Source organism: Bradyrhizobium sp. B117, assembly GCF_038969555.1.
In the GTDB taxonomy this organism is placed as follows: Bacteria; Pseudomonadota; Alphaproteobacteria; order Rhizobiales; family Xanthobacteraceae; genus Bradyrhizobium.
In genome coordinates this window covers 4,066,933-4,093,169 of sequence record NZ_CP152414.1, presented here as the reverse complement: position 1 = coordinate 4,093,169, position 26,237 = coordinate 4,066,933, and the positions used below count along the sequence as shown (strand labels likewise).

The window sequence follows — 26,237 nt, the reverse complement described above, 5'->3', positions numbered from 1 at the left end:
CCACGCCGGCGCCCGTTCCGGCTCCCGAATCACGAGCACTTCAAATACGCCCAACCAACGGGCAATTGCCGAAACGCCCGATCAGGCTAAAATTTGCCTCTTGCGGCAGGGCGACCGAAGGCTTCATTTCAAGCGGTCGTCATTCGATCTCGGCTATAGCTGTCGCGAATACCGACCGGGACTGAAGGCCTTACGCGGGGTTAGTACCATGCCGTCCGGCAGCGCAGACATTTCGTCGATCCTCGACCGCATCCTCGATGCGGCGACGGATAACCTCAGGATCGCGAAGATCTTGGTCCAGATGGGCCTCGATCCCAACAACGTCACCTACGACGCGATCTTCAACCGCCTGCTGGAGATCTTCGTCCACAACATTACGCTCGCCAATCTGTTTGCCGCGGTTGGCGCCGGCTTCTTCGTCGCCACGCTCTTGATGCGGACGATGGTGCCCTTGCGCGTCGCCAACATGATCGGCTGCGCGTTCTTTGCCATTTTCGGTGCGCTTTCCGCCAACGTCTCGACGTTCCTGCTGTATCTGCTCTTGCTTCCGATCAACGCGCTGCGCCTGCGGCAGATGCTCAAGCTGGTCAAGAAGGCGCGTCATGCCGCCGAAGGCGACATGTCGATCGAGTGGCTGAAGCCGTTCATGACCGAGCGCAAATATCGCCGCGGCGACACGCTGTTCAAGCTGGGCGATCCCGCCAAGGAGATGCTCCTCACCGTGACCGGCAAGTTCCTCGTCAAGGAGATCAATGTCGAGATCGGGCCCGGAGCTCTCATGGGCGAGCTCGGCTTCCTCACGCCGGATAACCGGCGCACGGGAACGATCGAATGCATCGAGGACGGCCAGGTGCTGACGATCACCTACGACCGCCTGCTCGAGATCTATTTCCAGGACCCGCAGTTCGGCTACTATTTCCTGGTGCTGACCAGCCAGCGCCTGTTGCAGAACATCGATCGCCTGCAGAAGCAGCTGGCAACCGCGCAGGCGGCCACGACCAACAGGATCGCGTGACCGCCGCTCAGCTCAAGAGCAGCGCCATGCCCGGATCGCCCTTCTCCATCGCGCGCCGGTAGGCCGGCCGCGCACTGACCCGTCCGAGATATTTCATCACGTTCGGGCAGCGCTGCAGATCATAAGGCTGGAAGTAGCGCATTGTGGTGAGCGAGAAGCCAATCATGATGTCTGCGGTGGTGAAGGTGTTGCCCGCCAGATATTCGGCATCACGCACGCGCGCATCGACGAGATCGAAGGCGCGATCGACGCGCGCCCTTGTCGCGGCCAGCATCGGATTGTCCTCGGCAAGCTTGAGCCGGTTCAGCATCATCAGCCGGCCCATGCCGGCTTGCAGCGTGCCGTTGGCGAAGTGAAACCAGTACAGGAACTGCGCGAAGTCAGCATCATCACGACGAAGCGCGAGATGGCCATTGCCGTGCTTTGCCATGATGTAATCGACGATGGCACCGGACTCGGCGAGCACGAGATCACCGTCGGTGATGACCGGCGCCGCCCCGATCGGATGCAGCGCCTTGTAATCAGGCGGCGCGAGCATGGTGACGGGATCGCGCGTGTAGCGCTTCAGCTCGTAAGGAAGTTCGAGCTCCTCGCAAAGCCAGACGATGCGCTCGGACTGCGACTTGCCGAGATGATGGACGGTGAGCATGGGGGGCCTTCCTGAGACTGTCGGATCAGTCGTGACATCTTACTACGTCATTGGGAGCGCAGCACAACCTCACTGTCATCGCCCGCGAAGGCGGGCGATCCAGTATTCCAGAGCAGCGCGAGGATACGGAGAAGCCGCGGCCTACTGGATGCCCGGGTCAAGCCGGGGGCATGACAGCGTCGGATGGGGACGCATTGCCACTACACCGAGACCGTCTCCTACCTCGCCTCGTCCGCCACCATCCGCGCCACCACGCGGTCGCGGCGGATGAAGTGGTGCCAGAGGGCGGCGACCATGTGAAGCGCGATCAGCGCGAGCAGCACATAGGCAAAGAGGATGTGGCGGTCCTCATAGGCGTTCGCCGCCGCGCGGTCGGGCGTGGTGAATTGCGGCACGTGAAACAGGCCGAAGAAGCCCGAATAGTCCGGCGTGTGTGCGCCGGAATGCGCCCAGCCGAGCATGATGACGATGATCACGGCGAGGTAGAGCGCGCCGTGGCTGACGCGGGCGGCGAGCTTCTGCCAGGGTTGGCTGTCGGCCGGCAGTGCCGGCGTCGGGTTGATGACGCGCCAGACCAGGCGCAGCAGCGTGAGCAGCAGGATCACGTAGCCCATGTCGGCGTGGATCGAGCGGTAGAAGAAGCGGTCCGGACGCGCCGGGATGTGGTTCATCCACCAGCCGAAGCCGATCATGCCGATGATGGCGAGCGCCAGAATCCAGTGCAGCCACCGGGAAACGCTGCCCCAGCCGGCCTTTGTGTTTCTGATCATGTCAGCCCCCGGGATTTTGCGGATATGTCCCCCGATCCGCAGCGCAATACCGCTGCCTGATAGCGGGGCAATGCGGCAACGCGAAATTGAATCGTTCCAAATTGCCGGCGGGGCCAGCCCGCCGCAAAACCGCCCCAAAAACCGAATGGTAACCATGGCGGGTTAGGGTAAAGCTGTGACCAATTCTCCGACGATCCTGGTGTTCGATTCCGGCCTTGGCGGGCTCACGGTGCTCCGTGAGGTCGTGGCCGCGCGCCCGGATGCGCATTACGTCTACGTCGCCGACGACGCCTTCTTTCCCTACGGCCACCACAGCGAGGACGAGATCATCGCCCGCGTCGTGCCGCTGATGGGGGAGCTGATCGGCACCCATGATCCTGACCTCGCCGTCATCGCCTGCAACACCATGTCCGTTTCGGTCATGGGCCACTTGCGTGCCGCCTATCGCGTGCCCTTTGTCGGTACGGTGCCGGCGATCAAGCCGGCCTGCGCGCAGTCGAAAACCCGACGCGTCTCCGTGCTCGGCACCAAAGCCACCGTCAAACGCGAATACACGCAGGCGCTGATCCGCGACCACGGCCAGGGCTGCGAGGTGACCCTGGTCGGTTCACCCGAGCTTGCCTCGCTCGCGGAGGCTGCGCTCAGCGGCAACACGGTCGGCGACGGCGACATTTTCGCGGAGTTGAAGCCCTGCTTCGTGGGAAAACCCGAGGATGTGACGGGGCGCACCGACACGATCGTGCTCGCCTGCACGCATTATCCGCTGCTGCTCGACCGGTTAATCAAACTCGCACCTTGGCCGGTGAATTGGATCGATCCGGCTCCGGCAATCGCCCGCCGCGTCTCGGATCTGCTGGGCCCGCGCGTTTCGGATCTCGTCGAATCGGGGGCCGAAATCGTTTTCACGTCCAAGCGTGCCCATAGTCTCGGCCCTGCGCTGAGGCCGTTCTTCGGCGGTCGCGTGCCGGCCTGACTTTTCGCTGCGCTGGCACGCTGCTAGGTTGCACCGTCGCTCCCTCGCAGGTTTCTGGCCATGTCAGCCCCATCAAAGCCGCTCAATCGCCTCCGCCAATTGTGGCGCGAGGGCCGTCCCGCCTTCGGCGCGATCGCGACCATCCCCAGTGTGCAACTGGTGCAGATCATGGCGCGCTCGCTCGACTGGATCATCGTCGATCTCGAGCACGGCCCGATCGGCCTCACCGAAGCGCATGCGATGATCGCTGCGACGACAGGCACGCCGTGCACGCCCCTGGTGCGGATCGCGGCCAACGAGCCGTGGCTTGCGAAGGCACCGATGGACATCGGCGCCTTCGGCATCAATTTCCCGATGATCACCAATCGCGACGAGGCCGAGAAGGCGGTGCGCAGCGTGCGCTATCCGCCCCGCGGCGATCGACTCTGGGGTCCGTTCCACGCGCCATTCCGCTGGGGCCAGTCGATGCCCGACTACATGGCCTCTGCCGACGACGAGATGATCTGCATGGTCACCATCGAGCATGTCGATGCCGTCAACCGCATCGACGAGATCATGGCGACATCAGGCATCGACGTCGCGGTGATCGGACCCGGCGATCTCGCCACCTCCATCAACAAGCGCGGGCAGATGGACGATCCGGAATTGCGGGCGCTGGTCGCTCGCGCCGAGGCCGGCATCCTCAGAAGCGGCGTGCCGATCGGCGGCGTGGCGCGCAGTGCCGACCAGGCCAACGAGCTGATCGACCGCGGCTACCGCGCGATCGCACTCGGCTTCGATTGGTCCCTGTTCCAGCGCGGCATCATGGCGGCGTTCGACGGGATCAGGCGCTGAGCAGCCGATTACCACCTTGCCGGGAACCGCCGCGCTGCTAGGGTCGGCGCATTCCAGGGAGGAAAAACAACCATGCTCAAGAAGACTTTGCTCGCTCTGTCCTTCGCAGGCCTTGCCTTTGCGGCCTTCGCTCAGCAGCCCGGCATCAAGCGCACCCCACTCCAGAAGGTCGAATTCCCAGACGGCTACAACACCATCACCGCCATCGCGGAAGTTCCGGCGGGCGGCTCGGCCGGACGCCACACCCATCCGGGAATCGAGACCGGTTACGTGCTCGAAGGCGAGCTAAGTCTCCTCATCGACGGTCAGCCGGAGAAAACCCTGAAAGCTGGTGATTCCTACCAGATCCCGGCAGGGGCCGTGCACGACGCCAAGACTCATGGCGATAAGGCCATGAAAGTGCTTGGAGTTTACGTCGTCGACAAGACCAAGCCACTGGCCTCGCCGGCGCCCTGATGCGGCGAACCGACCGCCCCCAAGTGGGCTGGGTCGTGCTACAGCAGCCGCGAGCGGACCCCGCTCGCTGCACATTTTTTAATCCAGGGGAACCGAAAGAGCCGATGCGCGGGACGCCCAAGACCATTTCGTTGCCGCGCCGCCTGATTTGCGACCTCATGCACGCCTCGATGGACGTGCCGTTCGTCTCGCTCTCCCGTTCGCTCAATATCCGCCCGCTGCTGGAGGCGCGTACGGGCGCGATGGCGCCCGCCGGCTGGGCCGCGATGTTCGTGAAGGCCTTCGCCCTGGTCGCCAGGAACGAGCCGGTCCTGCGCACGGTCTACGCCAAATGGCCCCGGCCGACGCTCTACGAGCTGCCCAATAGCGTGGCGTCGGTGGCGATCGCCCGGGTCGAGGACGGCGAGGAATGCGTGATGCCGCAGCGGATCGCTGCCCCCGAGGCCATGACGCTGGTGGCGGTTGATGCCGAGATCCGGCGCGCCAAGACCGCCCCGGTCGACGACGTTCCGATGTTCCGCAAGGTCATGCGCGCCACCCGTCTGCCGCTGCCCCTGCGGCGGCTGTGCTGGGCGGTCGGCCTCAATTTCGGCCGGCAGCGCGGCAACTGGTTCGGCAGCTTCGCGGTGAGCTCGGTGGCCGCCTATGGCGGCGGCGAGCTCCACCCGGTCACGCCGGGCCCCTTCATCCTCAGCTATGGGGCGGTCGAGGGCGACCAGACCATCCATGTCGTGATCCGCTGGGATCATCGAGTGACCGACGCGGCCCCCATCGCCCGGGTCCTGACCCGGCTGGAGCAGGTCCTGAACACTGAAATCGCTGCCGAATTGGGGGCAGCGGCGCCAAAGTCGATCCGGGCGGTCGGGATATAAGTACCGTCGTTCCGGGGCGGCTCGTAGAGCCGAACCCGGAACCTCGAGATTCTCAGGTGCGCAATTGCGCACCATAGTTCGCTCTACGAGCGCCCCGGAATGACGGCCTAAGGCCCCCGGAATGACGGGCTAAAGAATTGACAGCGAACCCCAAACTCCCCTAAAAGCCGCCTGCTCGCGGGCCGATTTCGGCCCGCGAAGCGTTTCGCGACCCGTGGTCGGCTCCCTCTAGCTTTGGGGATCGGACCTGTCGGTGCCGGGATCATCCCGTCACACAGGAGGGCGCGTTTCCTCAAACCATGCAACCGAAGAGGACGCGATGACTAAGCGCAGTGAGGCGAAGTACAAGATCGATCGCCGTATGGGCCAGAACATCTGGGGCCGCCCGAAGAGCCCCGTGAACCGCCGCGAGTACGGCCCCGGCCAGCACGGCCAGCGCCGCAAGGGCAAGCTCTCCGACTTCGGCGTGCAGCTGCGCGCCAAGCAGAAGCTGAAGGGCTACTACGCCAACATCAGCGAGCGTCAGTTCCACGGCATCTACGTCGAGGCCAGCCGCCTCAAGGGTGACACCGGCGAGAACCTGATCGGCCTTCTCGAGCGTCGCCTGGACGCGGTCGTGTACCGCGCCAAGTTCGTCTCCACGATCTTCGCCGCTCGCCAGTTCATCAACCACGGCCACGTCAAGGTGAACGGCCGCAAGGTCAACATCTCGAGCTACCAGCTCAAGGTCGGCGACGTGATCGAGGTCAAGGAAGCCTCCAAGCAGCTCGCCCACGTGCTCGAAGCCAGCCAGCTGCCCGAGCGCGACGTCCCCGACTATCTCGAAGTCGACCACGGCAAGATGACCGCCAAGTATGTGCGCATCCCCGGCCTCTCCGACGTACCGTTCCCGGTGCAGATGGAGCCGCATCTGGTCGTCGAATTCTATTCGCGCTGATAGTTCGGCGGAACGACTTTCAAAGGCCCCGGTTTCCGGGGCCTTTTTCTTGTGGTAACCTGCGAACGATGGCCCAGACTACCGACCAGCTCGCCAACATTGCCCCATCGGCAACGCCTTCGGAGGCAGAGCTTGAGGCATGGGCCAAGCTGCCCCGCGACGAGCAGGTCCGCCGATATCAGGCGCTCTTCGCTCAGCCCGATTGCAACAGTTTTACCGCAGATACGCCGGACGACATCCTCGCTGCCGCACGTCAACGCGTTGCTCAACGCCGCCATGGCTGAGTACCGGTTATCGGAGCGTACCCGAGCCGACCTGATCGACATCTACGACTTTACCGAGAGCCGGTTCGGCAAATATCAGGCTGAAGCTTATTACGCTGGCCGCGTCCGTTCCTTCGGACTCCTCGCCGATTTCCCCCTGATCGGCCAGCAAGTGGACGAGCTCGCTCCGGGCTATCGACGTTTCCGCTTCCAATCCCATCTGATTTTCTACACGGTGCAGCCCGACCACGTCGAAATCCGTGCCATTCTTCACGGCGCACAAGACATCAGACCGCAATTGTTCGACTAGATGAAATGACGAGATCCGCCATGCTCTACACCCCTCCCCCGATCGATCCCAAGGCGCCGCCGGTGCGCATCAATCTGCTCTCGGACACGCAGACGAAACCAACCGCTGGGATGCGCGAGGCGATGGCGCGGGCGGAGGTCGGCGACGAGCAGGTGGGCGACGATCCGACGGTGAATGCGCTGTGCGAGCGCGTGGCCGATCTGCTCGGCAAGGAAGCGGCGGTCTACATGCCCTCGGGCACGATGTGCAACGTCACCGCGACGCTGGTGCATTGCCGTCCCGGCGACGAGATCCTGGCGCATGAGACCGCGCACATCATCGCCCGCGAAGGTGGCGCGCATGCCGCGATCGGCGGCTTCCAGGTGACGCAGCTCAGGGGTCCTGACGGCCAGTTCACGCCGGAGACGTTTCGCAAGGCGCTGCATCCGCGCACGCGCTACCAGCCGCCGCAGACCGTCGTCAGCGTCGAGCAGACCGCCAATATCGGCGGCGGCACGATCTGGAAGAAGGCGGCGCTCGACGAGATCGTCGCGATCGCCAGACAGCACGGCCTCGTCACCCACATGGACGGCGCGCGCCTCTTGAACGCCACGGTCGCGAGCGGCATCTCCCCGCGCGACATGACCGCGGGCTGGGATTCGGCCTGGATCGATTTCTCCAAGGGCCTCGGCGCGCCGATCGGCGGCGTGCTCGCGGGCACGCGTGCCTTCATCGATGCGGTCTGGCAGTGGAAACAGCGCCTCGGCGGCTCGATGCGGCAGGCCGGCATCTGCGCCGCCGCCTGCATCTATGCGCTCGACCACCACGTCGAGCGCCTTGCCGACGACCACGCCAATGCGCGCGCGCTCGCCCGCGGTCTGTCGCAGATCGCAGGCATCGAGGTGCAGGAGCCCGAGACCAATCTCGTGTTCTTCAAGCCTGATGGTGCTGGCGTTGCCGGCGACAAGATGGTCGCAGCGCTGCGCCAGCGCGGCGTCACGCTCGCGATGATGGACGGCCGCATCCGCGCCTGCACCCATCTCGACGTCAATGCGGGCCAGGTCGAGGAGACGATCGGCTACGTCCGCGAGATCGTGCGCGGGGCATGAGTCCCGTAGCCCGGATGGAGCGCAGCGAAATCCGGGGCAGTCTTTCGGCGGCGCGAATCCCGGATTGCGCTTCGCTCCATACGGGCGACGAAGGCAGCAACCCTCGCGCTCACCGCCCCATCGCCCGATAGATCAGCGTCTTCAGCGCGAGCTGGATCCGGCCGCGCTGTGACGGCGTCTGCACCATGAAGATGCCGAACAGATCGTCCTCGGGATCGATGAAGAAGAACGTGCCGCCGACGCCGTCCCAGCGATATTCGCCGAGAGGCCATGACGTCCCTGAAGGCACCGAAGTGCGCACCGCGAAGCCCAGGCCGAAGCCGCTCGTCCCGCCCGGATAATAGTGCTGGTCGCGCCCGATCCTGGTCTCAGGGCCGATATGGTCCGACGCCATCAGCGCGATGGTCTCGGGCTTGAGATAGCGCCGGCCGTCATACGTGCCGCCGTTCAGCAGCATCTGCGCGAAACGGGCGTAGTCGCCGATCGTGCCGACCATGCCGCCGCCGCCCGACTCCCATTTCAGCGGCAGCCTGATGTCGCGCACCTGCGTCGTCGGATTGATGTTGCGATCCGCCGGCATCGGCTCGGCGATGCGGGGAAATTTTTTGGGATCGGCGACGAAGAACGCGGTCTCGCTCATGCCGAGCGGATCGAGCAGCCGCTCCTTCTCGAACTGGAGCAGCGTCTTCCCCGACACCACCTCGACGACGCGGCCGAGCACGTCGGTGGAATAGCCGTAATCCCACATCGTGCCGGGCTGCTCGACCAGCGGCAGCGTGGCGACCTTCGCGGCGAACTCGGCATTGCTGAGATTGCTGTTGAAGAGATTGGCCTCGGCATAGAGCTCGCGCACCATGCCGCCGCCGACATAGCCGTAAGGCAGCCCGGAGGTGTGGCGCATCAGATCCTTGATCGTGACCGAACGATTCACCGGCTCCAGCACCAGCGAAACCTTGCCGTCCTCGGCCTTCGTCTCGACGCCGACCTTCATCGTGCCAAAGGCCGGAATGTACTTGGCGACGGGATCGTCGAGCGAGAGCTTGCCCTCCTCGACCAGCATCATCGCCATCACTGATGTGATCGGCTTCGACATCGAGTAGAGGCGGAAGATCGTGTCCGCGCTCATCGACAGCTCGGTCGCAACGTCGCGAACGCCGAAATTCTCGTAATAGACCGGCTTGCCGTGCTGCTGGAGCAGCAGGATCGCGCCCGGGAACGTGCCGGCGGCGATCTCGCTCCGGATGTAGTCGGAGACCTTTGCCAAACCTTCGGGCGAGAGATTGTGCGCGGTGCGCCCCTCCGAGCCCGCCTGCGCACCGACTGCACCAAACAAAAGGACGAGCGCCGCAATCAGCGTGCGGCGCCCGAACATGTCAATTCTCCATGGCTTCATAGACCAACTGCTTCAATGTCCGCTGCACGCGCTGGCGCTCGGTGGGGGTCTGCTCGAGCAGGACGAAGAACATGTCCTGCTTGGGGTCGATCACGAAATAGCAGCCGGAGGCGCCGTCCCACTTCAATTCCCCGAGATCGCCAGGCGGCGGCGGCTTTGCGTTGCCGGGATCGGTGCGGACGGCAAGGCCGAAGCCGAAGCCGAAGCCGTCACCGGGGAAGTAGAAATAGTCCCGATCGACGCCCGATTTCGGGCCGATCTGGTCGGTCACCATCAGCTTGAACGTCTCGGGCTTGAGGATGGTCTTGCCGTCGAGGCTGCCGCCGTTGAGCAGCATCTGCGCGAAGCGCTGATAGTCGGCCATGGTCGTGACCATGCCGCCGCTGGCGAACTGGATCTTCTTGACGACGGTCGGATCGTTGATCCGGCCAACGCGGAAATCGCTGTCGTTCGGCACCGGCTGCGCCAGCAGCTTCTGCTTCTCGGGAGCGGTGACGAAAAACCCGGTATCGACCATGCCGAGCGGATCGAGCAGCTTCTCCCGCATGATGTCGATCAGCGGCTTGCCGGCGGCGACTTCCATGACCCGCGCCAGGATGTCGGTGGAATGTCCGTATTGCCAGAGTGCGCCGGGTTGATTGTGCAGCGGCAGCTTGGCGATGCGCTCGGCGAACTCGGCGAGATCGAAATCGCCGTCATAGATCTTCGCGTCGCGATAGGCCTTGCGCACCAGGCTGTCGCCATAGAAGCCGTAGGTGACGCCCGAAGTGTGCGTCATCAGATCCTTCACCGTCATCGGGCGGTTCGGTGGCACGAGCTCGAGCGACTTGGTGCCATCCTCCGCCTTCTTCTCGACGCCGACCTTCACATCGGCGAAGGACGGGATGTACTTGGAGACGGGATCGTCGAGCTTGATCTTGCCGTCCTCGAGCATTTTCATCGCGACCACCGCGGTGATCGCCTTGGTCATCGAGAACAGGCGGAAGATGGTCTTGTCGGTGATCGGCGCCTTGCTGACCACATCCTGCACGCCGAAGGCTTCGTGATAGACCGGCTTGCCGTGCTGGTTGATCAGCACGGTCGCGCCGGCGATCTTGCCGGTCGCAACCTCGTTCTTGAAGAAGTCGCTAATCTTGCCGAGCTTCTCCTGATTGAAGTGCGCGCCGGCCGGAATCTCGTAAGTGCCCTCGGCGCGTGCGAGCGACGTCGCACTCAGCGACACCAGCGCGCTGCAAACCAGCGCACGCAGTCCAGAATTTGAAATCATATCCCCTCCCCGGAACATGGCCAGGCGGAGTGTACCGGCCGCGCCATCAGGCACAAGGGCTGCCGTAGCGCGCCAGAACGTCCGTATGGAGCGCGGCACTTGCCTCGGAGAAACAACAGAATATGACGTGGCCGACCAGCGGCGCGGCCGGCAGGGCGTCAATGGTCGTATGGACCGCGATCTTCGCGGCCCGGTCGGCGGGAAAGCGGAAAATGCCGGTCGAAATCGCGGGGAATGCCACCGAGGTCAGCTTGTGCTTGCCGCACAGCTCGATCGAACGGCGATAGCAGGAGGCGAGCAGGTCGTCCTCGCCGATTGTGCCGCCGTTCCAGACCGGCCCGACGGTGTGGATCACATGCGCGGCCTTGAGCCGGTAGCCTTTGGTGATCTTGGCATCGCCCGTCTTGCAGCCGTGGAGCATGCGGCATTCTGCGACGAGCTCAGGACCGGCCGCGCGATGGATCGCGCCATCGACGCCGCCCCCGCCAAGGAGTGACGAATTTGCGGCGTTGACGATGGCGTCAACGCCGAGTGTCGTGATGTCGGCTACGATGACTTCGAGCTCCGCGCCGCCAATCCGGCGCGTCAGCGCGGTCATGCCTTAGGCCGCGACAGCGACGCCCTTCTCGGTGAAGAGCTGCTGCAATTCGCCGGCCTGGAACATCTCGCGGACGATGTCGCAGCCGCCGATGAACTCGCCCTTCACATAGAGCTGCGGGATGGTCGGCCAGTTCGAATATTCCTTGATGCCGTTGCGCAACTCGGCGGATTCGAGAACGTTGAGGCCCTTATAGCCGACGCCGATGTGGTCGAGGATCTGGACGACCTGGCCGGAGAAACCGCACTGCGGAAATTGCGGCGTGCCCTTCATGAACAGAACCACGTCGTTCGACTTCACTTCGTTGGCGATGAATTCCTCGATGCTCATATCCGTGTCCTTCTGGGGCGGAGCCCTCAACAATTCCCTCGGGCCGGCTCAGCCGATCTAACCCGATCCTTACCCATATATGTAGCCCAAACCGTTGTGCATCCAAAGTAAAATGGCGGCGACGGCTGGCCGGGACGGCCCCGGGCCGATGGGCTGATGACACTAATATTAACGGCGGGGAGGACTTTTATCCCGTAACGGAGGCCCCATCTAGGACGAACCCTGGTTTTGGAACCGGGCAACGCCAACAACGTTCTCTTGTTCTGTCTGGAGAAAAACGTGACGAAACCAGCCTCAGCCACGGCCACCGACCCGCTTTCGTCACCGTTCTCCGCCCCCGGCAACCTCGCCCAGCGGCTCCAGGACGCGTATCTTGCCGTCCGCAACGAGACCGAGCGCCGGGCCGCCCCGCTGTCGCCTGAAGACCAGCAGATCCAGTCCATGCCCGATGCGAGCCCGGCGAAATGGCACCGGGCCCATACCACCTGGTTCTGGGAGCAGTTTCTGCTCGGCGAGCACGCGACCGGCTACCGGCCCTTCCGCCCCGACTTCGCCTTCCTGTTCAATTCCTATTACGTCAGCGCCGGCCCGCGCCATGCCCGCAATCATCGCGGCGACATCACCCGTCCCAGCGCGGACGAGGTCGGCGCCTATCGCCGCCATGTCGATGCGTCGATCGTCAAATTCTTCCGCGAGGCTGGTGAGGACAAGCTTCGCTCCCTCGCGCCGCTGGTCGAGGTCGGGCTCAACCACGAGCAGCAGCATCAGGAATTGATGTTCACCGACATCCTGCACGCCTTCGCGCAGAACCCGGTCTACCCGGCCTATGATCCGGACTGGCGTTTCCCGTCCGCGACGCGCAGCGGCGAGGACTGGCTGACGCTCAACGAGGGCATCCACACCGTCGGTCATGTCGACGACAGTTTTCATTTCGACAACGAGAAGCCGGCGCATCGCGCCCTCGTCGGTCCGGTCAAAGTCGCCCGCAATCTCGTCACCAATGCCGAATGGCTCGCCTTCATGCGCGACGGCGGCTATGCGAAAGCAACGCTGTGGCTGATGGATGGCTTTGCCGCGGCCAGCAAGGAAGACTGGCAGGCGCCGGGACATTGGCGCGAGGTCGATGGCGCATGGCAGGTGATGACGCTCGCCGGCCTCAAGCCGGTCGATCCGGACGCGCCGGTTTGCCACGTCAGCTATTACGAGGCCGACGCCTTCGCCCGCTGGGCCGGCAAGCACCTGCCGACCGAGATGGAATGGGAAGTCGCGGCTCGCGCGGGCCAGCTCAACGATGCCTTCGGCATCGTCTGGCAGTGGACGCGTTCTTCATACTCGCCCTACCCCGGCTATCGTGCCATCGAAGGCGCGCTCGGGGAATATAACGGCAAGTTCATGGTCAATCAGCTGGTGCTGCGCGGCTCCTCGCTTGCAACTCCCGAGGGCCACAGCCGTATCACCTATCGCAACTTCTTCTATCCACACCACCGCTGGCAATTCACGGGCCTGCGGCTCGCCCAGTACGACTAGTTCTTATCCGACGACAATGCGCGCCGGACAGCGCGTTCAGGAGAGTATCATGAATGTGCACGCCAGCGCTTTGGCCGAAGCCCATCTGCCCGACGAACAGACCACTGCCTTCGCCCGCGAGGCCATCGAGGACCTCTCGCAACAGCCGAAAAAGCTGTCGCCGAAGTATTTTTACGATGCGACCGGCTCGGAGCTGTTCGAGGCCATCACGAAGCTGCCGGAATATTACCCGACGCGCACCGAACTATCGATCCTGAGGGAGCGCGGCAGCGAGATCGCAAAAATCATTCCGGAGCATGCCGCCCTCGTCGAATTCGGCGCCGGCGCGACCACGAAGGTCCGCCTGCTGCTTAATCACTGCAAGTTCGCGGCCTATGTCCCGGTCGACATCTCCGGCGACTTCCTGACCGCGCAGGCCAATGGCTTGAAGCGGGATTTTCCGGCGCTCGGCATCTATCCCGTCGCGGCCGACTTCACCACGCCGTTCGAGCTGCCCAAAGCGGTCGCGGCGATGCCAAAAGTCGGTTTCTTCCCCGGCTCGACCATCGGCAATTTCGAGCCGCATGAGGCGCAGGCCTTCCTGAACAGCGCACGCTTGATCCTCGGCAAGGGCGCGCAGATGATCATCGGCGCCGACCTGGAGAAGGACGAGCGCGTGCTCTTCGATGCCTATAATGACGCCGCCGGCGTCACCGCGCGCTTCAACCTCAACGTTCTCGTGCGCATCAACCGCGAGCTCGGCGGCAATTTCGATCTCTCCGCCTTCACTCACCGCGCGATCTACAATCGTGAGCGACACCGCATCGAGATGCATCTGATCAGCAAGAAGAACCAGACCGTGCGCCTGCTCGGCACCAGCTTCTCGTTCCGTCCGGGCGAGAGCATCCACACCGAGAACAGCTACAAATACAGCATCGAGCGCTTCGCGGCGCTGGCGCATGGCGCCGGCTGGCGCGTGCGCGAGAGCTGGACGGATGCAGCGAAGATGTTCTCGGTGCACGCGCTGGAAGTGGCGGAGTAGGCGCTCCCACCGCTTCTTCCCGCTATTTGAGAGCGCTTTCCCTGCGGCGCATCCTTCGAGACGACCGCGGAGCCTGTCATCGGGCCGCTCCGCGGTTCAATGCTCCTCGGCCTCCTCCGCGTTCGACCCCAGCGACACCGACTCCCACGCCGCCACCACGATCAAGATCACGGTTGTCGCGACCGAGAGCCAGAGCGGCGACAGATCGGCGGCGAACCACCACAGCGCCAGCAGCAGGATGATGCCGATGCCGTGCGAGAGCTGGAGGAAGCCGCGGATCGAGTGCTTGAACAGGATGGTGCCGATCAGGAATACCAGAGGACCGCCGATCGTGCTCAGGATGGTTCTGATATCCGAATGGCCGGTCGGATGCTTCAGCACCAGCTCGTCCGAGACCGCGGTCAGGATGATGCCGGCGACGATCGGCATGTGCAGGTAGGTGTAGGCGAGCCGTGCCAGCAGGCCGGATTCGGCGGATTTCGAGATCCGTTCGGAGCCGGCTTCGGCGCCCCTGTGGAAATAGACCCACCACATCGCGATGCTGCCGACCAGGGCCGAGACGAAGGCCAGGATGTTGTCCGCGGTCCACTCCAGCTCGGCAAAGGTGGCGCCGTTGACGACGATGGCTTCACCGAGCGCGATGATGATGAAGCCGGCGCAGCGTTCCGCCATGTGGCCGCCCTCGACGGCCCAGGCCTCCACCGACGAGAAGCCGAGCTTCGGGACCCAGAAGCGGACCGCCGGCGAGACATACTCGATCGTCAGCGCCGTGATCCAGAACCACAGCCGCTGCTCCCCGTGCGCCAGCCCGCCGAGGATCCAGAAGACCGCGGAGCCGCAGAGCCAGACCAGGATGCGGATCGCGTTGTGCCGTACCGCGGTGCGGTGGCGCGGGGTTGCGAACATCCAGAACGCGGTACGTCCAACCTGCATGGTCGCGTAGGCGATCGCGAACCACAGGCCCCGCCCCTCGAAGGCGGTCGGAATCGTCGTCGACAGCACGAGCCCGCCGAGCATCATCACGAAGAGCAGGATGCGGACCGGCGTCAGCTCGGGATTGAGCCAGTTGGTGACCCAGGCGGTGTAGACCCACACCCACCACACCGCGAGGAACAGCAGCGTGACCTCGACCGCGCCGAGCGGCGTGAAATGGTGCAGCAGCGTGTGCGACACCTGCGTGATCGCGAACACGAAGACGAGGTCGAAGAACAGCTCGGCATTGGTGACGCGGCTGTGCTGGTTCGGCACGATGACGCGAAACATCGCGCCGCGCGGATTGTCCGCAGCCATCGTCGTCCCCCGTCGCGCTGGTCAGATCAGGTGCTCGTCAATCAGGCCCAGTCGGGTCAAGTACCCGGCACCCCGGTCTGCAGCGCCAGCGCATGCAACACGCCGCCCATCTGGCCGCGCAGGGACTGATAGACGATCTGGTGCTGCTGGACGCGGGACTTGCCGCGGAAGGATTCCGAGATCACGGTCGCGGCGTAGTGGTCGCCATCGCCGGCGAGGTCTCGGATGGTCACCTCGGCATCGGGGATTGCTGCCTTGATCATCGCCTCGATATCGTGGGCGTCCATGGGCATTCGAGTCTAGCTCCTTAATCTCGGCTTGGATCAGCCTCACCGTCGAATCGCTGCCGGGGTCCCCTCGCCGGCGGCGACAAACTTAGCGTGAACGGGCTTCTGCGTCACGCTTTCCGGCACTATATCCGTGATCCCACCAGGATAAAGGCACGACAAAGTGCCGCGCGCGGCAGATTGATCGAAAAGGCGTGAAATCATGAAGCTTCCAGGGCCCGACCACCCCATCACCATCACCCAAAACCCCCGGCGCGTCCGCGTCACGGCGGGCGATATCGTGATCGCCGAGACCAGCAGGGCGCTGACCCTCAAGGAGGCCAGATATCCGGCAGTGCAATATGTGCCGCGGGAGGACACCAACATGGCGCTCCTGGAGCGCACCGACCGCACCACCCACTGCCCCTACAAGGGCGATGCGAGCTATTACAGCGTCAAGGCCGACGGCAAGACGCTGGACAACGCGATCTGGACCTATGAGACGCCCTACCCCGCGATGACCGAAATTTCCGGCCATCTCGCCTTCTATCCGGACAAGGTGAAGATCGAGGAAGTGGGGTGAGCTCTTTGGCGCTCTGACGCCGGGGCGATCATCAGGTTCGCCTCCCCGCGTCGACTCAAGGCACGCGATGCCGCGCAAGGCCGCAAGACTGATTGGGGTCTCGTTGCTGGGATTGGCCGGCGTCCTCGTTGCATCGACCGTTGCCGGACTGGGCTTTCGCGCCTATCGCCAGCATCTTGCTGCCGAAACTCTCGCGATCCGCTCGCCGAACGGCGTGCAGGAGGGTGCATACGTCGACATCGGCGGCATCAAGCAATGGATCCAGATCCGCGGCGAGGATCGGGACAACCCGGTTCTCCTGTTCGTTCACGGCGGGCCTGGAGGCTCCACCTTGCCGATCTCGTCGGGGTGGCGGCCCTGGGAAAAGCATTTCACCGTTGTCCAATGGGACCAGCGCGGCGCCGGCCGCACCTATGGCGCCGCTGGAGAAGATGCGCTCGCGCCAACCATGACGTTGGAGCGAATGACGCAGGACGGCATCGAGCTCGTCGAGTATCTGCGAAACCATCTTCACAAGGACAAGATTGTCCTGGTCGGGCATTCCTGGGGCTCGTTCCTGGGCATTCACATCGTCAAGCAGCGCCCGGATCTGTTTTATGCCTATGTCGGCACGGGACAGGTGGTCGGCAGGGTGACATTCGAGAAGTCATTCGAACTTGCGATCACGCATCTGCAGGAGTTGGCGCAGTCCGCAAGCAACAGCGAGGCCCTAGCGGAGTTGGCGCCAATCGTTGCGCGACCTCGGATTACGCCACAGAACCGACTGGTTGCAGACAAATGGAGCAAGTCGCTGGGGCTGCCCTCGATCGAGAGCTTCCAGTTGGCGGGCCCCGTCCCGCCCCCATTTATGCCGGATTTCTCGCTGCTCGACTGGTACAACTGGCGCAAAGGCATGGCCTTCTCCGCAAAATATCTACGCGGGCGAGAAGGCCCCATGTTCAAGCGCGACGTCGCCTCACTGGGGCTCGCATTTCCGATCCCGGTGGTCTTCATTGAGGGCGATGCGGACTACAACACGCCGAGCGGGCCGGCCGAACAGCTCTTCAATCAGATCATCGCTCCGCATAAGGAATTCGTGCGGGTGCGCGGCGGGGGTCATTTCATTCCATTCGATCGTCCCGACGAGTTCTTGGCGGAGCTGGTCGCCTACGTCAGACCTCTCGTGCCAGATTGAACGGCCGGCCTGGGGGCCGGCACGTCCTGTCAGGTGTCGCGCGGCGACCCGGCTACGCCCTGAATATCGTGAGCCCCAGCACCAGCAGCACCAGGAAGATCACGACGAAGATATAGAACAGGAAGCGGGCGATATCGGCGGAGGCGGCCGAGACGCCGGTGAAGCCGAGCACGCCGGCCACGATCGAGACAAGTAAGAAGATCAGCGCCCATTTCAGGATAGTCATCGCCAGCTCCGACCTTGAGGCCGCAGGGTGCGGCCGCCCCCTTCGCGAACGCTAACTTCGCGGCGCGGAACTGGTTCCCAAGGGTGTCAGGACTGAAGTCCGGCTCAAACGCCCTTGCTGAATCCGGTTCCGGGCGGCACAGTCCAGCCGGGGCAGCAACGCAACCGGTGCGACCATGACCACGATCTCAGATTCTGCGATGATCGGCGCGGAGGCACCCGTCGCGCCGAAGAGCAAGGCGCGCAATTTGTCGCTCGACCGCGCCCGCACCTTCCTGACGCTGGTGGTGCTGCTGCACCATGCCGTCATCCCCTATACCTACTTCGGTCATACCGATCCGAAATTCTTCTTCGGCTTCGACATGATCGTGCTGGCCACCGACAGCTTCTTCATGGCGATGTTCTTCTTCCTGTCGGGCTTGTTTGCGTGGTCGGGCATCGCCCGCAAGGGCGCGCTGAACTATCTGGCAGATCGCCTGCTTCGGCTTGGCCTGCCATTCGTGATCTGCGCATTCACGATCATCCCGCTCGCCTATTACGCCATCTCGCTCAGGCACCATCCCGAGATCGGCTTTTCGGAATACTATTGGAATATGATCACGAAGGGCCCGTGGCCGAGCGGGCCGATCTGGTTCCTTTGGGTCCTGCTCGGATTCGACGTGGTAGCCTGCATATTGCATCGGCTGTCACCCACCCTGCTCGATCCGATCAACCGCCTCTCGCTATACGGTCGGCGTCGGCCCGCCGCGTTCTTCGCGGTCATGCTTGCCGTCACCGCGGCGTTCTATGTTCCCGGGCTGATGTATTATGGACCAAGCAGCTGGTTCGAGTTCGGGCCGTTCTCGGTGCAGCACGGGCGCGTAATGCTCTATGCGAGCTACTTCTTTTTCGGTGCCGGCATCGGCGTCGCGAATATGGATCGCGGCCTGCTCGCGGCAGACGGAAGGATGGCGAAGGTCAGCTGGGACTGGATGGTCTTGACGATCGTTCCGTATTGCCTGCTCTGGGGGTTGATCTTCATCAAGCGCGAAATACTGGGAAATCCGTCGCCGCTGCCGAACTGGTATGAGGGGCTCTATGCCCTCTGCTTCGCTGTCTTCAGCGTGGCCATCATGTTTCTAATCCTGGCCTTTTTCCAGAGGTTCAAGCAATCAGGCTCAGCCAGGCTGCTCGATCCAATGCAGCGCGATGCATACGGCATGTTCCTGGTGCACTATCCGATCGCACTGTGGCTGCAATACTGGCTGTTCGACTATGACCTGCCAGCGATCGTCAAGGCGACGATCGGGTTCGTGTTGACAGTCGCGGCGAGCTGGGCGCTGACGCGCGCGTTGCGGCAGATCCCGGGCGCGACGAAGGTGCTTTGAGTGGAAGGTCTCTCCATTCGTCTTTGCGAGCCAACGGGTCCGCGCGAAGCGCGGCCCGATGACAGGCTCCGCGAAGCCATCCAGAGTCCGTCCGCTAAGACAGTCTGGATTGCTTCGTCGCTTCGCTCCTCGCAATGACGGAGCGTGTAGCGACTGCCTCAGGCCGCCTTCCCGCCCATATACTCCGGCAACCAGCGCTCGAATGACTTCCGCAGCGCCTCGATCGTAACAGGCGCCTCACCCGCGATCGCGATGGCATCGCCGCCGGTGGTGCCGATGCGCACGCAGGGCACCTCGCAGCCGCGCATCTTGGCGAGCACGCGGCCGGCTTCGGTTTCCGGCACGGTGACGAGATAGCGCGCCTGGTCCTCGCCGAACCAATAGGCCTGCGAGACGAGCGCGGTCGGCGCCGCCAGGAGCTTGGCGCCGATGCCGCCCGCCACCGCCATCTCGGCGAGCGCGATCAGCAGGCCGCCGTCGGAGAGATCGTGCACCGCGGTCGCGGTGCCCGCATGGATCATGCCGCGCACGCAATCGCCGTTGCGCTTCTCGGCGGCGAGATCGACCGGCGGCGGCGCGCCCTCCTCGCGACCGCAGATGTCGCGCAAATAGACCGACTGGCCGAGCCAGCCGTGGGTTTCGCCGATCAAGAGGATCGCCTCGCCCTCGGCCTTGAAGGCGAGCGAGGCCGACTTGGTGAAGTCGTCGAGCAGGCCGACGCCGCCGATCGAGGGCGTCGGCAGGATCGCGCGGCCATTGGTCTCGTTGTAGAGCGAGACGTTGCCGGAGACGACCGGGAAATCCAGCGTGCGGCAAGCTTCCGAGATGCCCTTCAGGCAGCCGACGAACTGGCCCATGATCTCGGGCCGCTCGGGATTGCCGAAGTTGAGGTTGTCGGTGATCGCGAGCGGCTTGCCGCCGACCGCGGTGATGTTGCGCCAGGCTTCCGCCACCGCCTGCTTGCCGCCTTCGAACGGGTCCGCCTCGCAATAGCGCGGCGTCACATCGACGGTGAGCGCAAGGCCCTTCGGCCCGTCCTGCACGCGCACGACCGCGGCATCCCCGCCGGGGCGCTGCATGGTGTTGCCGAGGATGACGTGGTCGTACTGCTCCCAGACCCAACGCTTAGAGCACATGTCGGGCGTACCGATCAGCTTCTCCAGCGCCGCGCCGAGCGCCATCGGCGCCGGCACGTCGCGCGCATGCACGACGGGCAGCGCGGCGGAGGGCACATGCGGGCGGTCATAGACCGGCGCTTCGTCACCGAGCTCCTTGATCGGCAGATCGGCCATGACGTCGCCGCCATGCTTGACCACGAAGCGCTTGCTCGGCGTGGTGTAGCCGACCACGGCGAAGTCGAGGCCCCACTTCTGGAAGATCGCCTCGGCTTCCTTCTCTTTCTCGGGCTTGAGCACCATGAGCATGCGCTCCTGGCTTTCCGAGAGCATCATCTCGTAGGCGCTCATGCCCATCTCGCGGGTCGGTACCGCGTCGAGATCGAGGTCGACGCCGAGATCGCCCTTGGCGCCCATCTCGACCGCCGAGCAGGTCAGGCCCGCCGCGCCCATGTCCTGGATCGCGATAACGCAGCCCTTCTCCATGATCTCGAGGCAGGCTTCCAGCAGCAGCTTCTCGGCGAAGGGGTCGCCGACCTGCACGGTCGGACGCTTTTCCTCGGACTTGTCGTCGAACTCGGCCGAGGCCATCGAGGCGCCATGGATGCCGTCGCGCCCCGTTTTGGAGCCGAGATAGACGATCGGCATGTTCACGCCGGAGGCGGCCGCATAGAAGATCTTGTCGGCATCGGCGAGGCCCACCGCCATCGCGTTGACGAGGATGTTGCCGTCATAGCGGGTGTGGAAACGCACCTGGCCACCGACCGTCGGCACGCCGAAGGAATTGCCGTAGCCGCCGACGCCCGCGACCACGCCGGAGACCAGATGCCGCGTCTTGGCATGCTCGGGCGCGCCGAAGCTCAGCGCGTTGAGGCAGGCGATCGGGCGCGCGCCCATGGTGAAGACGTCGCGCAAGATGCCGCCGACGCCGGTGGTCGCGCCCTGATAGGGCTCGATGTAGCTGGGGTGGTTGTGGCTCTCCATCTTGAAGACCACGGCCTGGCCGTCGCCGATGTCGATCACGCCGGCATTCTCGCCGGGGCCCTGGATCACCCAGGGCGCCTTGGTCGGCAGGCCGCGCAAATGAATGCGCGAGGATTTGTACGAGCAGTGCTCGTTCCACATCGCCGAGAAGATGCCGAGCTCGGTGAAGGTCGGCTCCCGCCCGATCAGCTTCAGGATGCGCTCATATTCGTCGGGCTTGAGCCCGTGGGCGGCAACCAGTTCAGGGGTGATCTTGGGTTCGTTCTTCATGGGATTCGGGGCTTTCGGCGGCGGTTTGGCCGTTCTTAGGAACATCGGATGGCTTCGAAAAGCCCTTTATGACGCATTTTCCCGCTGTCCCACGTTTTGCGGCCGGGGGCCTTGCGGGAACAGGAATTGCACTGCGGGAACGGATCGGATTTAAGGGCTCAAGACCCGCAATTGAAGGCCCATTTCCTTGCACGAATTGACCAAAATGGCCGCTTCCCCCCGCCCCGACCTGCACGTCGCCACCGACGGGGAATTTGCGGGCTGGCAGACCTGGATCCGCGACAGCTTTGAGACCCATGTCGGCCCCTTCTGGCACCGCCTGGAGGCGGACGGCGGCGTCCGCTGCGCCTTCCGGGTCGAAAAGAAGCACCTGAACGGCTCCGGCAACGTCCATGGCGGCTGCTTCATGGCCTTCGCCGACTATTGCCTGTTCGCGATCGGCCGCCACGCCCTGAACGGCAAAGGCGTGACCGTCAATTTCGGCTGTGAATTCCTCGATGCCGGCCACGAGGGCGAGCTGATCGAGTGCACCGGCGAGGTCACCCGCGCCGGCAATTCGCTGATCTTCCTGCGCGGACAGATGAGGTGCGGCGAGCGCCTCCTGTTCACCTTCTCCGGCACGATCAAGCGGGCGAAGTGGAAGTCGGCACCTCCGCCGAACGCATAGCTCACGCCTTCCCTTTTGACGCCCCCTCGCCCAGACTTTGCCTGAGCGCGGTCGCGCCGGGGAGCCAGAACAAGGTGCCGCAGAGCACGTCGCCGACGGGGCGCGCACCAGCCTCGGTATTGCCGTCCAAGGCCGCCACCGGCGCGCGCAGCTGGCGCGACTATGCGCTGCTGTTCGCGCTCGCTTGCTGCTGGAGCTCGACCTATCCGCTGGCCAAGCTGGCGCTCTCCACGATCCCGCCCATCACCTTCAGCTCGGTGCGCGCGCTGATCGCGGCCGCCTTCCTGTTCGCAATCCTGTGGATGCGCGGGATCAAGGTCCCGACCGATGCACAAGCCTGGAAGCTGTTCGCGACCCAGCAGCTGATCAACTCGACCTTTCCATTTCTGGTCATCACCTGGTCGCAACAATATGTGCCGGCGTCGAACACCGTGGTGCTGGCCTCGACCACGCCGATCTTCGCCTTCCTGATCACCTCGCTGATCACGCGGCACGAGCCGGCCACGCTGCTCAAGCTCATGGGCGCAATCCTGGGTCTCGCCGGCACCGTCGCCATCATCGGGCTCGATGCGCTGCGCGGCTTCGGCAGCGAGATCGTGGCGGAGATCGCAATCCTGCTCGCCACCATCTCCTTTGCCTGCGCCACGATCTTCGGTCTCAGACTGTCCGACTACGACCCGATGGTGGTGGCGGCGGGCTCGCTCTTGTTCGGCGGCTTCGTGCTGCTGCCGCCGTCGCTGATCATCGACCAGCCCTGGACGCTACATCCAACGCCGACCGCGATCGTCGCAACCATCGTCATGGGCATCGTCTCCAGCGCGCTCGGCTTGATGCTGTTCTACGTCTGCCTCGGCCGGCTCGGCACGCTGACCACGAACGCGCAGGGCTATCTGCGCATCCCGATCGGCGTCGGCCTCTCGGTGCTGCTGCTCGGCGAGAGCGTGCCGTCGAACCTGGCGCTGGGGCTATTGCTGGTGATGGCCGGCGTCGCCGCGATGACCGTGCCGGCGGAGCGGCTGAAGCTGAGGTAGAGCACGCCGCTATTGCTTGGCGTCGTCCGCGAGCATCTTCCGGTATTTCTCGACGTCGCGCGTCACCAGCTGCTGAAGCAGGTCCGGCGCATGCTCGTTGTCATCGGGCGCCACGGTCGAAAGGTCCGCGAAACGCTTCTTCACCGCCTCTGTTTCCACAGCGGTCCGCGCGGCCGCGTTCAGCTTGGCGATGATGGCCGGCGGCGTGCCTTTGGGCGCGAACAGGCCATTCCAGCCCTGTGCCTCGAAGTCGGGCAGGCCGGCTTCAGCCGACGTCGGAAGCTCCGGCAGCGTCGCGAGCCGCACGGTCGAGCCGACGACCAGCCCCTTCACCAGCTTCTCGTTGATCGACTGCGAGACGGAAGCCGCCGCGTCGCAGACACCGTCGATCTGGCTGCCGACCGCATCAGTCAGCGCAGGCGCGGCGCCGCGATAGCCGACCAGCGTCGCGTCGATCCCCGCGGCGGTGACGAAGCTCTTGCAGATCAGGTAATTCGAGGAGCCGACGCCGGCATGGCCGAGATTGATTTTGCCCGGATTGGCCTTGGCATAGGCGATGAACGATTTCAAATCCTTCGCCGGGAAATCCTTGCGCAGCGCGATGATGCCGAACGTCTTCGCCACCATGGCGATCGGCACGAAGGAGTCGGGCGTGAACGGTAGCTTTGGATAGATCGTGTAGGTCGCGGCATTGGTGCCGGCATTGCCGATCGCGATGGTGTAGCCATCAGGCTCGGCGCGGGAGGCGCGCGCCAGCGCGGTCGAGCCGCCGGCGCCCGCGACGTTCTCGATCACGATGGTCTGGCCGAGCGCGATGCCCATCTGCTCGGCGACCGTGCGCGCGATCACGTCCGAGGTGCCCCCGGCCGCGAACGGCACGATCATGGTGATCGGACGCTTGGGATAATCCTGCGCGAAGGCAGCCGTCGCAAACGCAACGACAGCAATGGCGGCCGACAGCCGCTTCACTACGAACGGGATCACGCGGCCTTTTCCAGATGTGCGGTGAGGCCGGCAAACAGGCCGCGGCCGTCGGTGCAGCCCATGATGTCTTCGACGTGGTTTTCCGGATGCGGCATCATGCCGAGCACGTTGCCCTTGTCGTTGACAATGCCGGCGATGGACTGCGCCGCGCCGTTGATGTTGCTGGCCTCGTCGACCACGCCGTCGGCGGAGCAGTAGCGATAGAGCACCTGCCCCTCGCCTTCGAGCCGCTTGATGGTCTCTTCATCCGCCTCGTAATTGCCCTCGCCATGCGCAACCGGCACGCGGATCACCTGGCCGGCATTGTAGCCGCGGGTAAACGGCGTGTCGGAACGCTCGACGCGCAGATGCACGTCCTTGCAGATGAATTTCAGCCGCGCATTGCGCATCAGCACGCCCGGCAGCAGGCCGGACTCGCAGAGGATCTGGAAACCGTTGCAGACGCCGAGCACGAGCCCGCCCTTGCCCGCGTAATCGCGCACCGCGTCCATCACCGGCGCGCGCGCCGCGATCGCGCCGCAGCGCAGATAATCGCCGTAGGAGAAGCCGCCCGGCACTACCACGAGATCGGTGCCTGATGGCAGCGACGTCTCGGCGTGCCACACCATCGCGGGCTCGCTGCCGGAGATCAGCCTCAAGGCGCGCGCCATGTCGCGCTCACGGTTGATTCCGGGAAAGACGAGGATGGCGGCTTTCATGTTCGGGTTCCGGCGGTGCTGGGAATCGGGCTGGCCGAAGGGCCAATTCGTGAAGAGACATAGCCATTTGACGGGGATTTTACCAGTGCTAGCCTTGCCTGATGGCCTTGTACACAGGCCATAGAACGGCGTGTCTGCCAACGATCTTGCCCGGGATGGATGCCATGAATGTCCCGTCGCGGCCCGCCTCTCCTGCCGAACCGGTGTCGACCGAGGGCGTCGTCGCTGCCGGCGCCTATGTCGACGGCCGGCGTGTGGCCAATATCGCCATCAGCGAGGCCTCGAGCTGGCGGGCCAAGCCGGGCCATGTAGTCTGGATCGGGCTGCATGAGCCCGACATGGCCCTGCTCGGCGCGGTGCAAAAGCAGTTCGACCTGCACGAGCTCGCGATCGAGGACGCCAACCACGCCCATCAGCGGCCCAAGATCGAGCAATATGGCGAGGCCCTGTTCATCGTGGCGCGCACCGCGCAACTGATCGAAGGCCGCATCGCCTTCGGCGAGACCCACATCTTCGTCGGCGACGGCTATCTGGTCTCGGTGCGCCACGGCGCCTCGACATCCTACACGCCGGTGCGCGAACGCTGCGAAAGCTGCCCGCGGGCGCTCGCCCGCGGCGAGGACTACATCCTCTATGCCATTCTCGATTTCATCGTCGATAATTACTCGCCCGTGCTGGAGAGCATTCACGAAGAGGTCGAGGGCATCGAGGACGACGTGCTCGCCCACGCGATCACCAGGGCGCAGATCGAGCGGCTCTACATGCTACGCCGTGACCTGCTGCGGCTCCGCAACGCGATCGGGCCGCTGGTGGAGGTCTGCCGCCGGCTGGAGCATGACGAGCTGTCGATGGTGCGGCAGGCGATGCAACCGCTGTTCCGCGACGTTACCGACCACGTCAGGAACATCCAGGAGCGCATCGATTCCATGCGCGAGGTGCTGGCCTTCGCGTTCGAAGCGAGCCTCCTGGTCGGCCAAGCGCAGGAGACGGCGGTCTCGAAGAGGCTCGCCTCCTGGCTTGCTATCCTCGCCGTCCCGACCGCCGTCGCCGGCATCTACGGGATGAACTTCAAATACATTCCTGAGCTGCAATGGGAATACAGCTACTTCGTCGTCATGGGGCTGATGGCGCTCGCCTGCGCCGGCCTGTATTGGCGCTTTCGCCGCGTCGGGTGGCTGTGAGGCGAGCTGCTTCGTAGCCCGGATGGAGCGAAGCGCAATCCGGGACGGCGCCGCCGCCGATCGCCCCGGATTTCGCTTCGCTCCATCCGGGCTGCGGCC

At 64.3% G+C, this 26,237-nt stretch carries 29 protein-coding genes; 17 read left to right on the top strand and 12 right to left on the bottom strand.

Going from position 1 to position 26,237, the window contains the following annotated elements:
- Positions 1 to 208 precede the first annotated feature (208 nt).
- On the top strand, positions 209 to 1,015 hold the full coding sequence (locus AAFG16_RS19960) for a cyclic nucleotide-binding domain-containing protein (RefSeq protein WP_283085989.1): 807 nt from the start codon (positions 209 to 211) through the stop codon (positions 1,013 to 1,015).
- Between the two features lie 7 nt (positions 1,016 to 1,022).
- Here AAFG16_RS19960 and AAFG16_RS19955 read toward each other — a convergent pair whose 3' ends face one another.
- Together AAFG16_RS19955 and AAFG16_RS19950 are read right to left on the bottom strand one after the other, a co-directional pair.
- Positions 1,023 to 1,664 carry a glutathione S-transferase family protein gene (locus AAFG16_RS19955; protein ID WP_342740303.1) on the bottom strand — a complete coding sequence of 214 codons (642 nt, stop codon included), beginning with the start codon at positions 1,662 to 1,664 and terminating at the stop codon, positions 1,023 to 1,025.
- Between the two features lie 218 nt (positions 1,665 to 1,882).
- Positions 1,883 to 2,434, bottom strand: a complete 552-nt coding sequence (locus AAFG16_RS19950; RefSeq protein ID WP_342740302.1) for a cytochrome b — start codon at positions 2,432 to 2,434, stop codon at positions 1,883 to 1,885.
- 175 nt (positions 2,435 to 2,609) lie between these two features.
- Between AAFG16_RS19950 and murI the strand changes: the two genes are divergently transcribed.
- The 8 genes from murI (at position 2,610) to AAFG16_RS19910 (ending at position 8,167) form a co-directional block, all read left to right on the top strand.
- On the top strand, positions 2,610 to 3,407 hold the full coding sequence (murI, locus tag AAFG16_RS19945) for a glutamate racemase (protein WP_283085986.1): 798 nt from the start codon (positions 2,610 to 2,612) through the stop codon (positions 3,405 to 3,407).
- A 60-nt stretch (positions 3,408 to 3,467) separates the two neighbouring features.
- Positions 3,468 to 4,241: an aldolase/citrate lyase family protein gene (locus AAFG16_RS19940; RefSeq protein WP_342740301.1), complete on the top strand. Its 774-nt coding sequence runs from the start codon at positions 3,468 to 3,470 to the stop codon at positions 4,239 to 4,241.
- Positions 4,242 to 4,313: 72 nt separating this feature from the next.
- The gene (locus AAFG16_RS19935; RefSeq protein ID WP_342740300.1) at positions 4,314 to 4,697 is read left to right on the top strand and encodes a cupin domain-containing protein; all 384 of its coding nucleotides are present in this window, start codon (positions 4,314 to 4,316) and stop codon (positions 4,695 to 4,697) included.
- A gap of 104 nt (positions 4,698 to 4,801) precedes the next feature.
- Positions 4,802 to 5,569: an acyltransferase gene (locus AAFG16_RS19930; protein WP_342740299.1), complete on the top strand. Its 768-nt coding sequence runs from the start codon at positions 4,802 to 4,804 to the stop codon at positions 5,567 to 5,569.
- 319 nt (positions 5,570 to 5,888) lie between these two features.
- Positions 5,889 to 6,506 (top strand): 30S ribosomal protein S4, encoded by a 618-nt coding sequence (rpsD, locus tag AAFG16_RS19925; protein WP_283085984.1) that lies wholly within the window; start codon positions 5,889 to 5,891, stop codon positions 6,504 to 6,506.
- Positions 6,507 to 6,574: 68 nt separating this feature from the next.
- Positions 6,575 to 6,790 (top strand): hypothetical protein, encoded by a 216-nt coding sequence (locus AAFG16_RS19920; RefSeq protein WP_342740297.1) that lies wholly within the window; start codon positions 6,575 to 6,577, stop codon positions 6,788 to 6,790.
- Positions 6,768 to 7,079: a type II toxin-antitoxin system RelE/ParE family toxin gene (locus AAFG16_RS19915; protein WP_342740296.1), complete on the top strand. Its 312-nt coding sequence runs from the start codon at positions 6,768 to 6,770 to the stop codon at positions 7,077 to 7,079. The genes AAFG16_RS19920 and AAFG16_RS19915 overlap by 23 nt, the downstream gene beginning before the upstream one ends.
- A 20-nt stretch (positions 7,080 to 7,099) precedes the next feature.
- Complete coding sequence (locus AAFG16_RS19910) at positions 7,100 to 8,167, top strand: threonine aldolase family protein (RefSeq protein WP_342740295.1); 1,068 nt, start codon at positions 7,100 to 7,102, stop codon at positions 8,165 to 8,167.
- A 109-nt stretch (positions 8,168 to 8,276) separates the two neighbouring features.
- On the opposite strand, the gene AAFG16_RS19905 is transcribed toward AAFG16_RS19910, so the two are convergent.
- From AAFG16_RS19905 to grxD, 4 genes are read right to left on the bottom strand one after another with little or no spacing between them, the layout of a single operon-like run.
- Complete coding sequence (locus AAFG16_RS19905) at positions 8,277 to 9,539, bottom strand: serine hydrolase domain-containing protein (protein ID WP_342740294.1); 1,263 nt, start codon at positions 9,537 to 9,539, stop codon at positions 8,277 to 8,279.
- Between the two features lies 1 nt (position 9,540).
- Complete coding sequence (locus tag AAFG16_RS19900; protein WP_342740293.1) at positions 9,541 to 10,827, bottom strand: serine hydrolase domain-containing protein; 1,287 nt, start codon at positions 10,825 to 10,827, stop codon at positions 9,541 to 9,543.
- Positions 10,828 to 10,873: 46 nt separating this feature from the next.
- The gene (locus tag AAFG16_RS19895) at positions 10,874 to 11,425 is read right to left on the bottom strand and encodes an O-acetyl-ADP-ribose deacetylase (RefSeq protein ID WP_342740292.1); all 552 of its coding nucleotides are present in this window, start codon (positions 11,423 to 11,425) and stop codon (positions 10,874 to 10,876) included.
- Between the two features lie 3 nt (positions 11,426 to 11,428).
- Positions 11,429 to 11,755 (bottom strand): Grx4 family monothiol glutaredoxin, encoded by a 327-nt coding sequence (gene grxD, locus AAFG16_RS19890; protein ID WP_027560233.1) that lies wholly within the window; start codon positions 11,753 to 11,755, stop codon positions 11,429 to 11,431.
- Between the two features lie 228 nt (positions 11,756 to 11,983).
- Between grxD and egtB the strand changes: the two genes are divergently transcribed.
- Both egtB and egtD read left to right on the top strand, forming a co-directional pair.
- A complete protein-coding gene (gene egtB / locus AAFG16_RS19885; RefSeq protein ID WP_342740291.1) occupies positions 11,984 to 13,282 on the top strand; it encodes an ergothioneine biosynthesis protein EgtB in 1,299 nt (432 codons plus the stop codon).
- 49 nt (positions 13,283 to 13,331) lie between these two features.
- On the top strand, positions 13,332 to 14,303 hold the full coding sequence (gene egtD / locus AAFG16_RS19880) for an L-histidine N(alpha)-methyltransferase (protein ID WP_342740290.1): 972 nt from the start codon (positions 13,332 to 13,334) through the stop codon (positions 14,301 to 14,303).
- Between the two features lie 96 nt (positions 14,304 to 14,399).
- Here the strand turns inward: egtD and AAFG16_RS19875 are convergent, their stop codons facing one another.
- Both AAFG16_RS19875 and AAFG16_RS19870 read right to left on the bottom strand, forming a co-directional pair.
- On the bottom strand, positions 14,400 to 15,593 hold the full coding sequence (locus AAFG16_RS19875) for a low temperature requirement protein A (protein ID WP_342740289.1): 1,194 nt from the start codon (positions 15,591 to 15,593) through the stop codon (positions 14,400 to 14,402).
- A gap of 56 nt (positions 15,594 to 15,649) precedes the next feature.
- Positions 15,650 to 15,886 (bottom strand): BolA family transcriptional regulator, encoded by a 237-nt coding sequence (locus AAFG16_RS19870; protein WP_011088461.1) that lies wholly within the window; start codon positions 15,884 to 15,886, stop codon positions 15,650 to 15,652.
- 196 nt (positions 15,887 to 16,082) lie between these two features.
- Here AAFG16_RS19870 and AAFG16_RS19865 point away from each other — a divergent pair, with 196 nt between their 5' ends.
- Positions 16,083 to 16,442 carry a DUF427 domain-containing protein gene (locus AAFG16_RS19865; RefSeq protein WP_283085975.1) on the top strand — a complete coding sequence of 120 codons (360 nt, stop codon included), beginning with the start codon at positions 16,083 to 16,085 and terminating at the stop codon, positions 16,440 to 16,442.
- Positions 16,443 to 16,509: 67 nt separating this feature from the next.
- Positions 16,510 to 17,616 (top strand): alpha/beta hydrolase, encoded by a 1,107-nt coding sequence (locus tag AAFG16_RS19860; RefSeq protein ID WP_342740288.1) that lies wholly within the window; start codon positions 16,510 to 16,512, stop codon positions 17,614 to 17,616.
- 52 nt (positions 17,617 to 17,668) lie between these two features.
- Here AAFG16_RS19860 and AAFG16_RS19855 read toward each other — a convergent pair whose 3' ends face one another.
- The gene (locus AAFG16_RS19855) at positions 17,669 to 17,842 is read right to left on the bottom strand and encodes a DUF1328 domain-containing protein (protein WP_283085973.1); all 174 of its coding nucleotides are present in this window, start codon (positions 17,840 to 17,842) and stop codon (positions 17,669 to 17,671) included.
- Positions 17,843 to 18,017: 175 nt separating this feature from the next.
- Here AAFG16_RS19855 and AAFG16_RS19850 point away from each other — a divergent pair, with 175 nt between their 5' ends.
- Positions 18,018 to 19,208: an acyltransferase gene (locus AAFG16_RS19850; RefSeq protein ID WP_342740287.1), complete on the top strand. Its 1,191-nt coding sequence runs from the start codon at positions 18,018 to 18,020 to the stop codon at positions 19,206 to 19,208.
- A gap of 158 nt (positions 19,209 to 19,366) precedes the next feature.
- On the opposite strand, the gene purL is transcribed toward AAFG16_RS19850, so the two are convergent.
- The gene (purL, locus tag AAFG16_RS19845; protein ID WP_342740286.1) at positions 19,367 to 21,577 is read right to left on the bottom strand and encodes a phosphoribosylformylglycinamidine synthase subunit PurL; all 2,211 of its coding nucleotides are present in this window, start codon (positions 21,575 to 21,577) and stop codon (positions 19,367 to 19,369) included.
- Between the two features lie 187 nt (positions 21,578 to 21,764).
- Between purL and AAFG16_RS19840 the strand changes: the two genes are divergently transcribed.
- Positions 21,765 to 22,244, top strand: coding sequence for a PaaI family thioesterase (locus AAFG16_RS19840; RefSeq protein ID WP_342740285.1), 480 nt, complete (start codon positions 21,765 to 21,767; stop codon positions 22,242 to 22,244).
- Between the two features lie 74 nt (positions 22,245 to 22,318).
- Complete coding sequence (locus AAFG16_RS19835) at positions 22,319 to 23,275, top strand: DMT family transporter (RefSeq protein WP_342740284.1); 957 nt, start codon at positions 22,319 to 22,321, stop codon at positions 23,273 to 23,275.
- Between the two features lie 9 nt (positions 23,276 to 23,284).
- Here the strand turns inward: AAFG16_RS19835 and AAFG16_RS19830 are convergent, their stop codons facing one another.
- Both AAFG16_RS19830 and purQ read right to left on the bottom strand, forming a co-directional pair.
- Entirely contained in the window at positions 23,285 to 24,259 is a 975-nt protein-coding gene (locus AAFG16_RS19830) for a tripartite tricarboxylate transporter substrate binding protein BugD (protein WP_342740283.1), read from the bottom strand.
- Positions 24,256 to 24,957: a phosphoribosylformylglycinamidine synthase subunit PurQ gene (gene purQ, locus AAFG16_RS19825; RefSeq protein WP_342740282.1), complete on the bottom strand. Its 702-nt coding sequence runs from the start codon at positions 24,955 to 24,957 to the stop codon at positions 24,256 to 24,258. Before purQ ends, AAFG16_RS19830 begins: the two co-directional genes overlap by 4 nt.
- 164 nt (positions 24,958 to 25,121) lie before the next feature.
- On the opposite strand from purQ, the gene AAFG16_RS19820 reads away from it, so the two are divergent.
- Positions 25,122 to 26,138: a magnesium and cobalt transport protein CorA gene (locus AAFG16_RS19820; RefSeq protein WP_342740280.1), complete on the top strand. Its 1,017-nt coding sequence runs from the start codon at positions 25,122 to 25,124 to the stop codon at positions 26,136 to 26,138.
- The last annotated feature ends 99 nt before the right edge of the window (positions 26,139 to 26,237 follow it).

Coding starts and splice junctions, on each gene's coding strand:
- AAFG16_RS19935 (WP_342740300.1), top strand. CDS start 4,314: ATGCTCAAGAAGACTTTGCTCGCTCTGTCCTTCGCAGGCCTTGCCTTT.
- AAFG16_RS19875 (WP_342740289.1), bottom strand. CDS start 15,593: ATGGCTGCGGACAATCCGCGCGGCGCGATGTTTCGCGTCATCGTGCCG.
- AAFG16_RS19930 (WP_342740299.1), top strand. CDS start 4,802: ATGCGCGGGACGCCCAAGACCATTTCGTTGCCGCGCCGCCTGATTTGC.
- AAFG16_RS19910 (WP_342740295.1), top strand. CDS start 7,100: ATGCTCTACACCCCTCCCCCGATCGATCCCAAGGCGCCGCCGGTGCGC.
- AAFG16_RS19820 (WP_342740280.1), top strand. CDS start 25,122: ATGAATGTCCCGTCGCGGCCCGCCTCTCCTGCCGAACCGGTGTCGACC.
- AAFG16_RS19905 (WP_342740294.1), bottom strand. CDS start 9,539: ATGTTCGGGCGCCGCACGCTGATTGCGGCGCTCGTCCTTTTGTTTGGT.
- AAFG16_RS19895 (WP_342740292.1), bottom strand. CDS start 11,425: ATGACCGCGCTGACGCGCCGGATTGGCGGCGCGGAGCTCGAAGTCATC.
- AAFG16_RS19960 (WP_283085989.1), top strand. CDS start 209: ATGCCGTCCGGCAGCGCAGACATTTCGTCGATCCTCGACCGCATCCTC.
- AAFG16_RS19860 (WP_342740288.1), top strand. CDS start 16,510: ATGCCGCGCAAGGCCGCAAGACTGATTGGGGTCTCGTTGCTGGGATTG.
- purQ (WP_342740282.1), bottom strand. CDS start 24,957: ATGAAAGCCGCCATCCTCGTCTTTCCCGGAATCAACCGTGAGCGCGAC.
- AAFG16_RS19865 (WP_283085975.1), top strand. CDS start 16,083: ATGAAGCTTCCAGGGCCCGACCACCCCATCACCATCACCCAAAACCCC.
- AAFG16_RS19850 (WP_342740287.1), top strand. CDS start 18,018: ATGACCACGATCTCAGATTCTGCGATGATCGGCGCGGAGGCACCCGTC.
- AAFG16_RS19870 (WP_011088461.1), bottom strand. CDS start 15,886: ATGCCCATGGACGCCCACGATATCGAGGCGATGATCAAGGCAGCAATC.
- AAFG16_RS19920 (WP_342740297.1), top strand. CDS start 6,575: ATGGCCCAGACTACCGACCAGCTCGCCAACATTGCCCCATCGGCAACG.
- AAFG16_RS19900 (WP_342740293.1), bottom strand. CDS start 10,827: ATGATTTCAAATTCTGGACTGCGTGCGCTGGTTTGCAGCGCGCTGGTG.
- rpsD (WP_283085984.1), top strand. CDS start 5,889: ATGACTAAGCGCAGTGAGGCGAAGTACAAGATCGATCGCCGTATGGGC.
- AAFG16_RS19855 (WP_283085973.1), bottom strand. CDS start 17,842: ATGACTATCCTGAAATGGGCGCTGATCTTCTTACTTGTCTCGATCGTG.
- purL (WP_342740286.1), bottom strand. CDS start 21,577: ATGAAGAACGAACCCAAGATCACCCCTGAACTGGTTGCCGCCCACGGG.
- AAFG16_RS19955 (WP_342740303.1), bottom strand. CDS start 1,664: ATGCTCACCGTCCATCATCTCGGCAAGTCGCAGTCCGAGCGCATCGTC.
- AAFG16_RS19940 (WP_342740301.1), top strand. CDS start 3,468: ATGTCAGCCCCATCAAAGCCGCTCAATCGCCTCCGCCAATTGTGGCGC.
- AAFG16_RS19950 (WP_342740302.1), bottom strand. CDS start 2,434: ATGATCAGAAACACAAAGGCCGGCTGGGGCAGCGTTTCCCGGTGGCTG.
- grxD (WP_027560233.1), bottom strand. CDS start 11,755: ATGAGCATCGAGGAATTCATCGCCAACGAAGTGAAGTCGAACGACGTG.
- egtD (WP_342740290.1), top strand. CDS start 13,332: ATGAATGTGCACGCCAGCGCTTTGGCCGAAGCCCATCTGCCCGACGAA.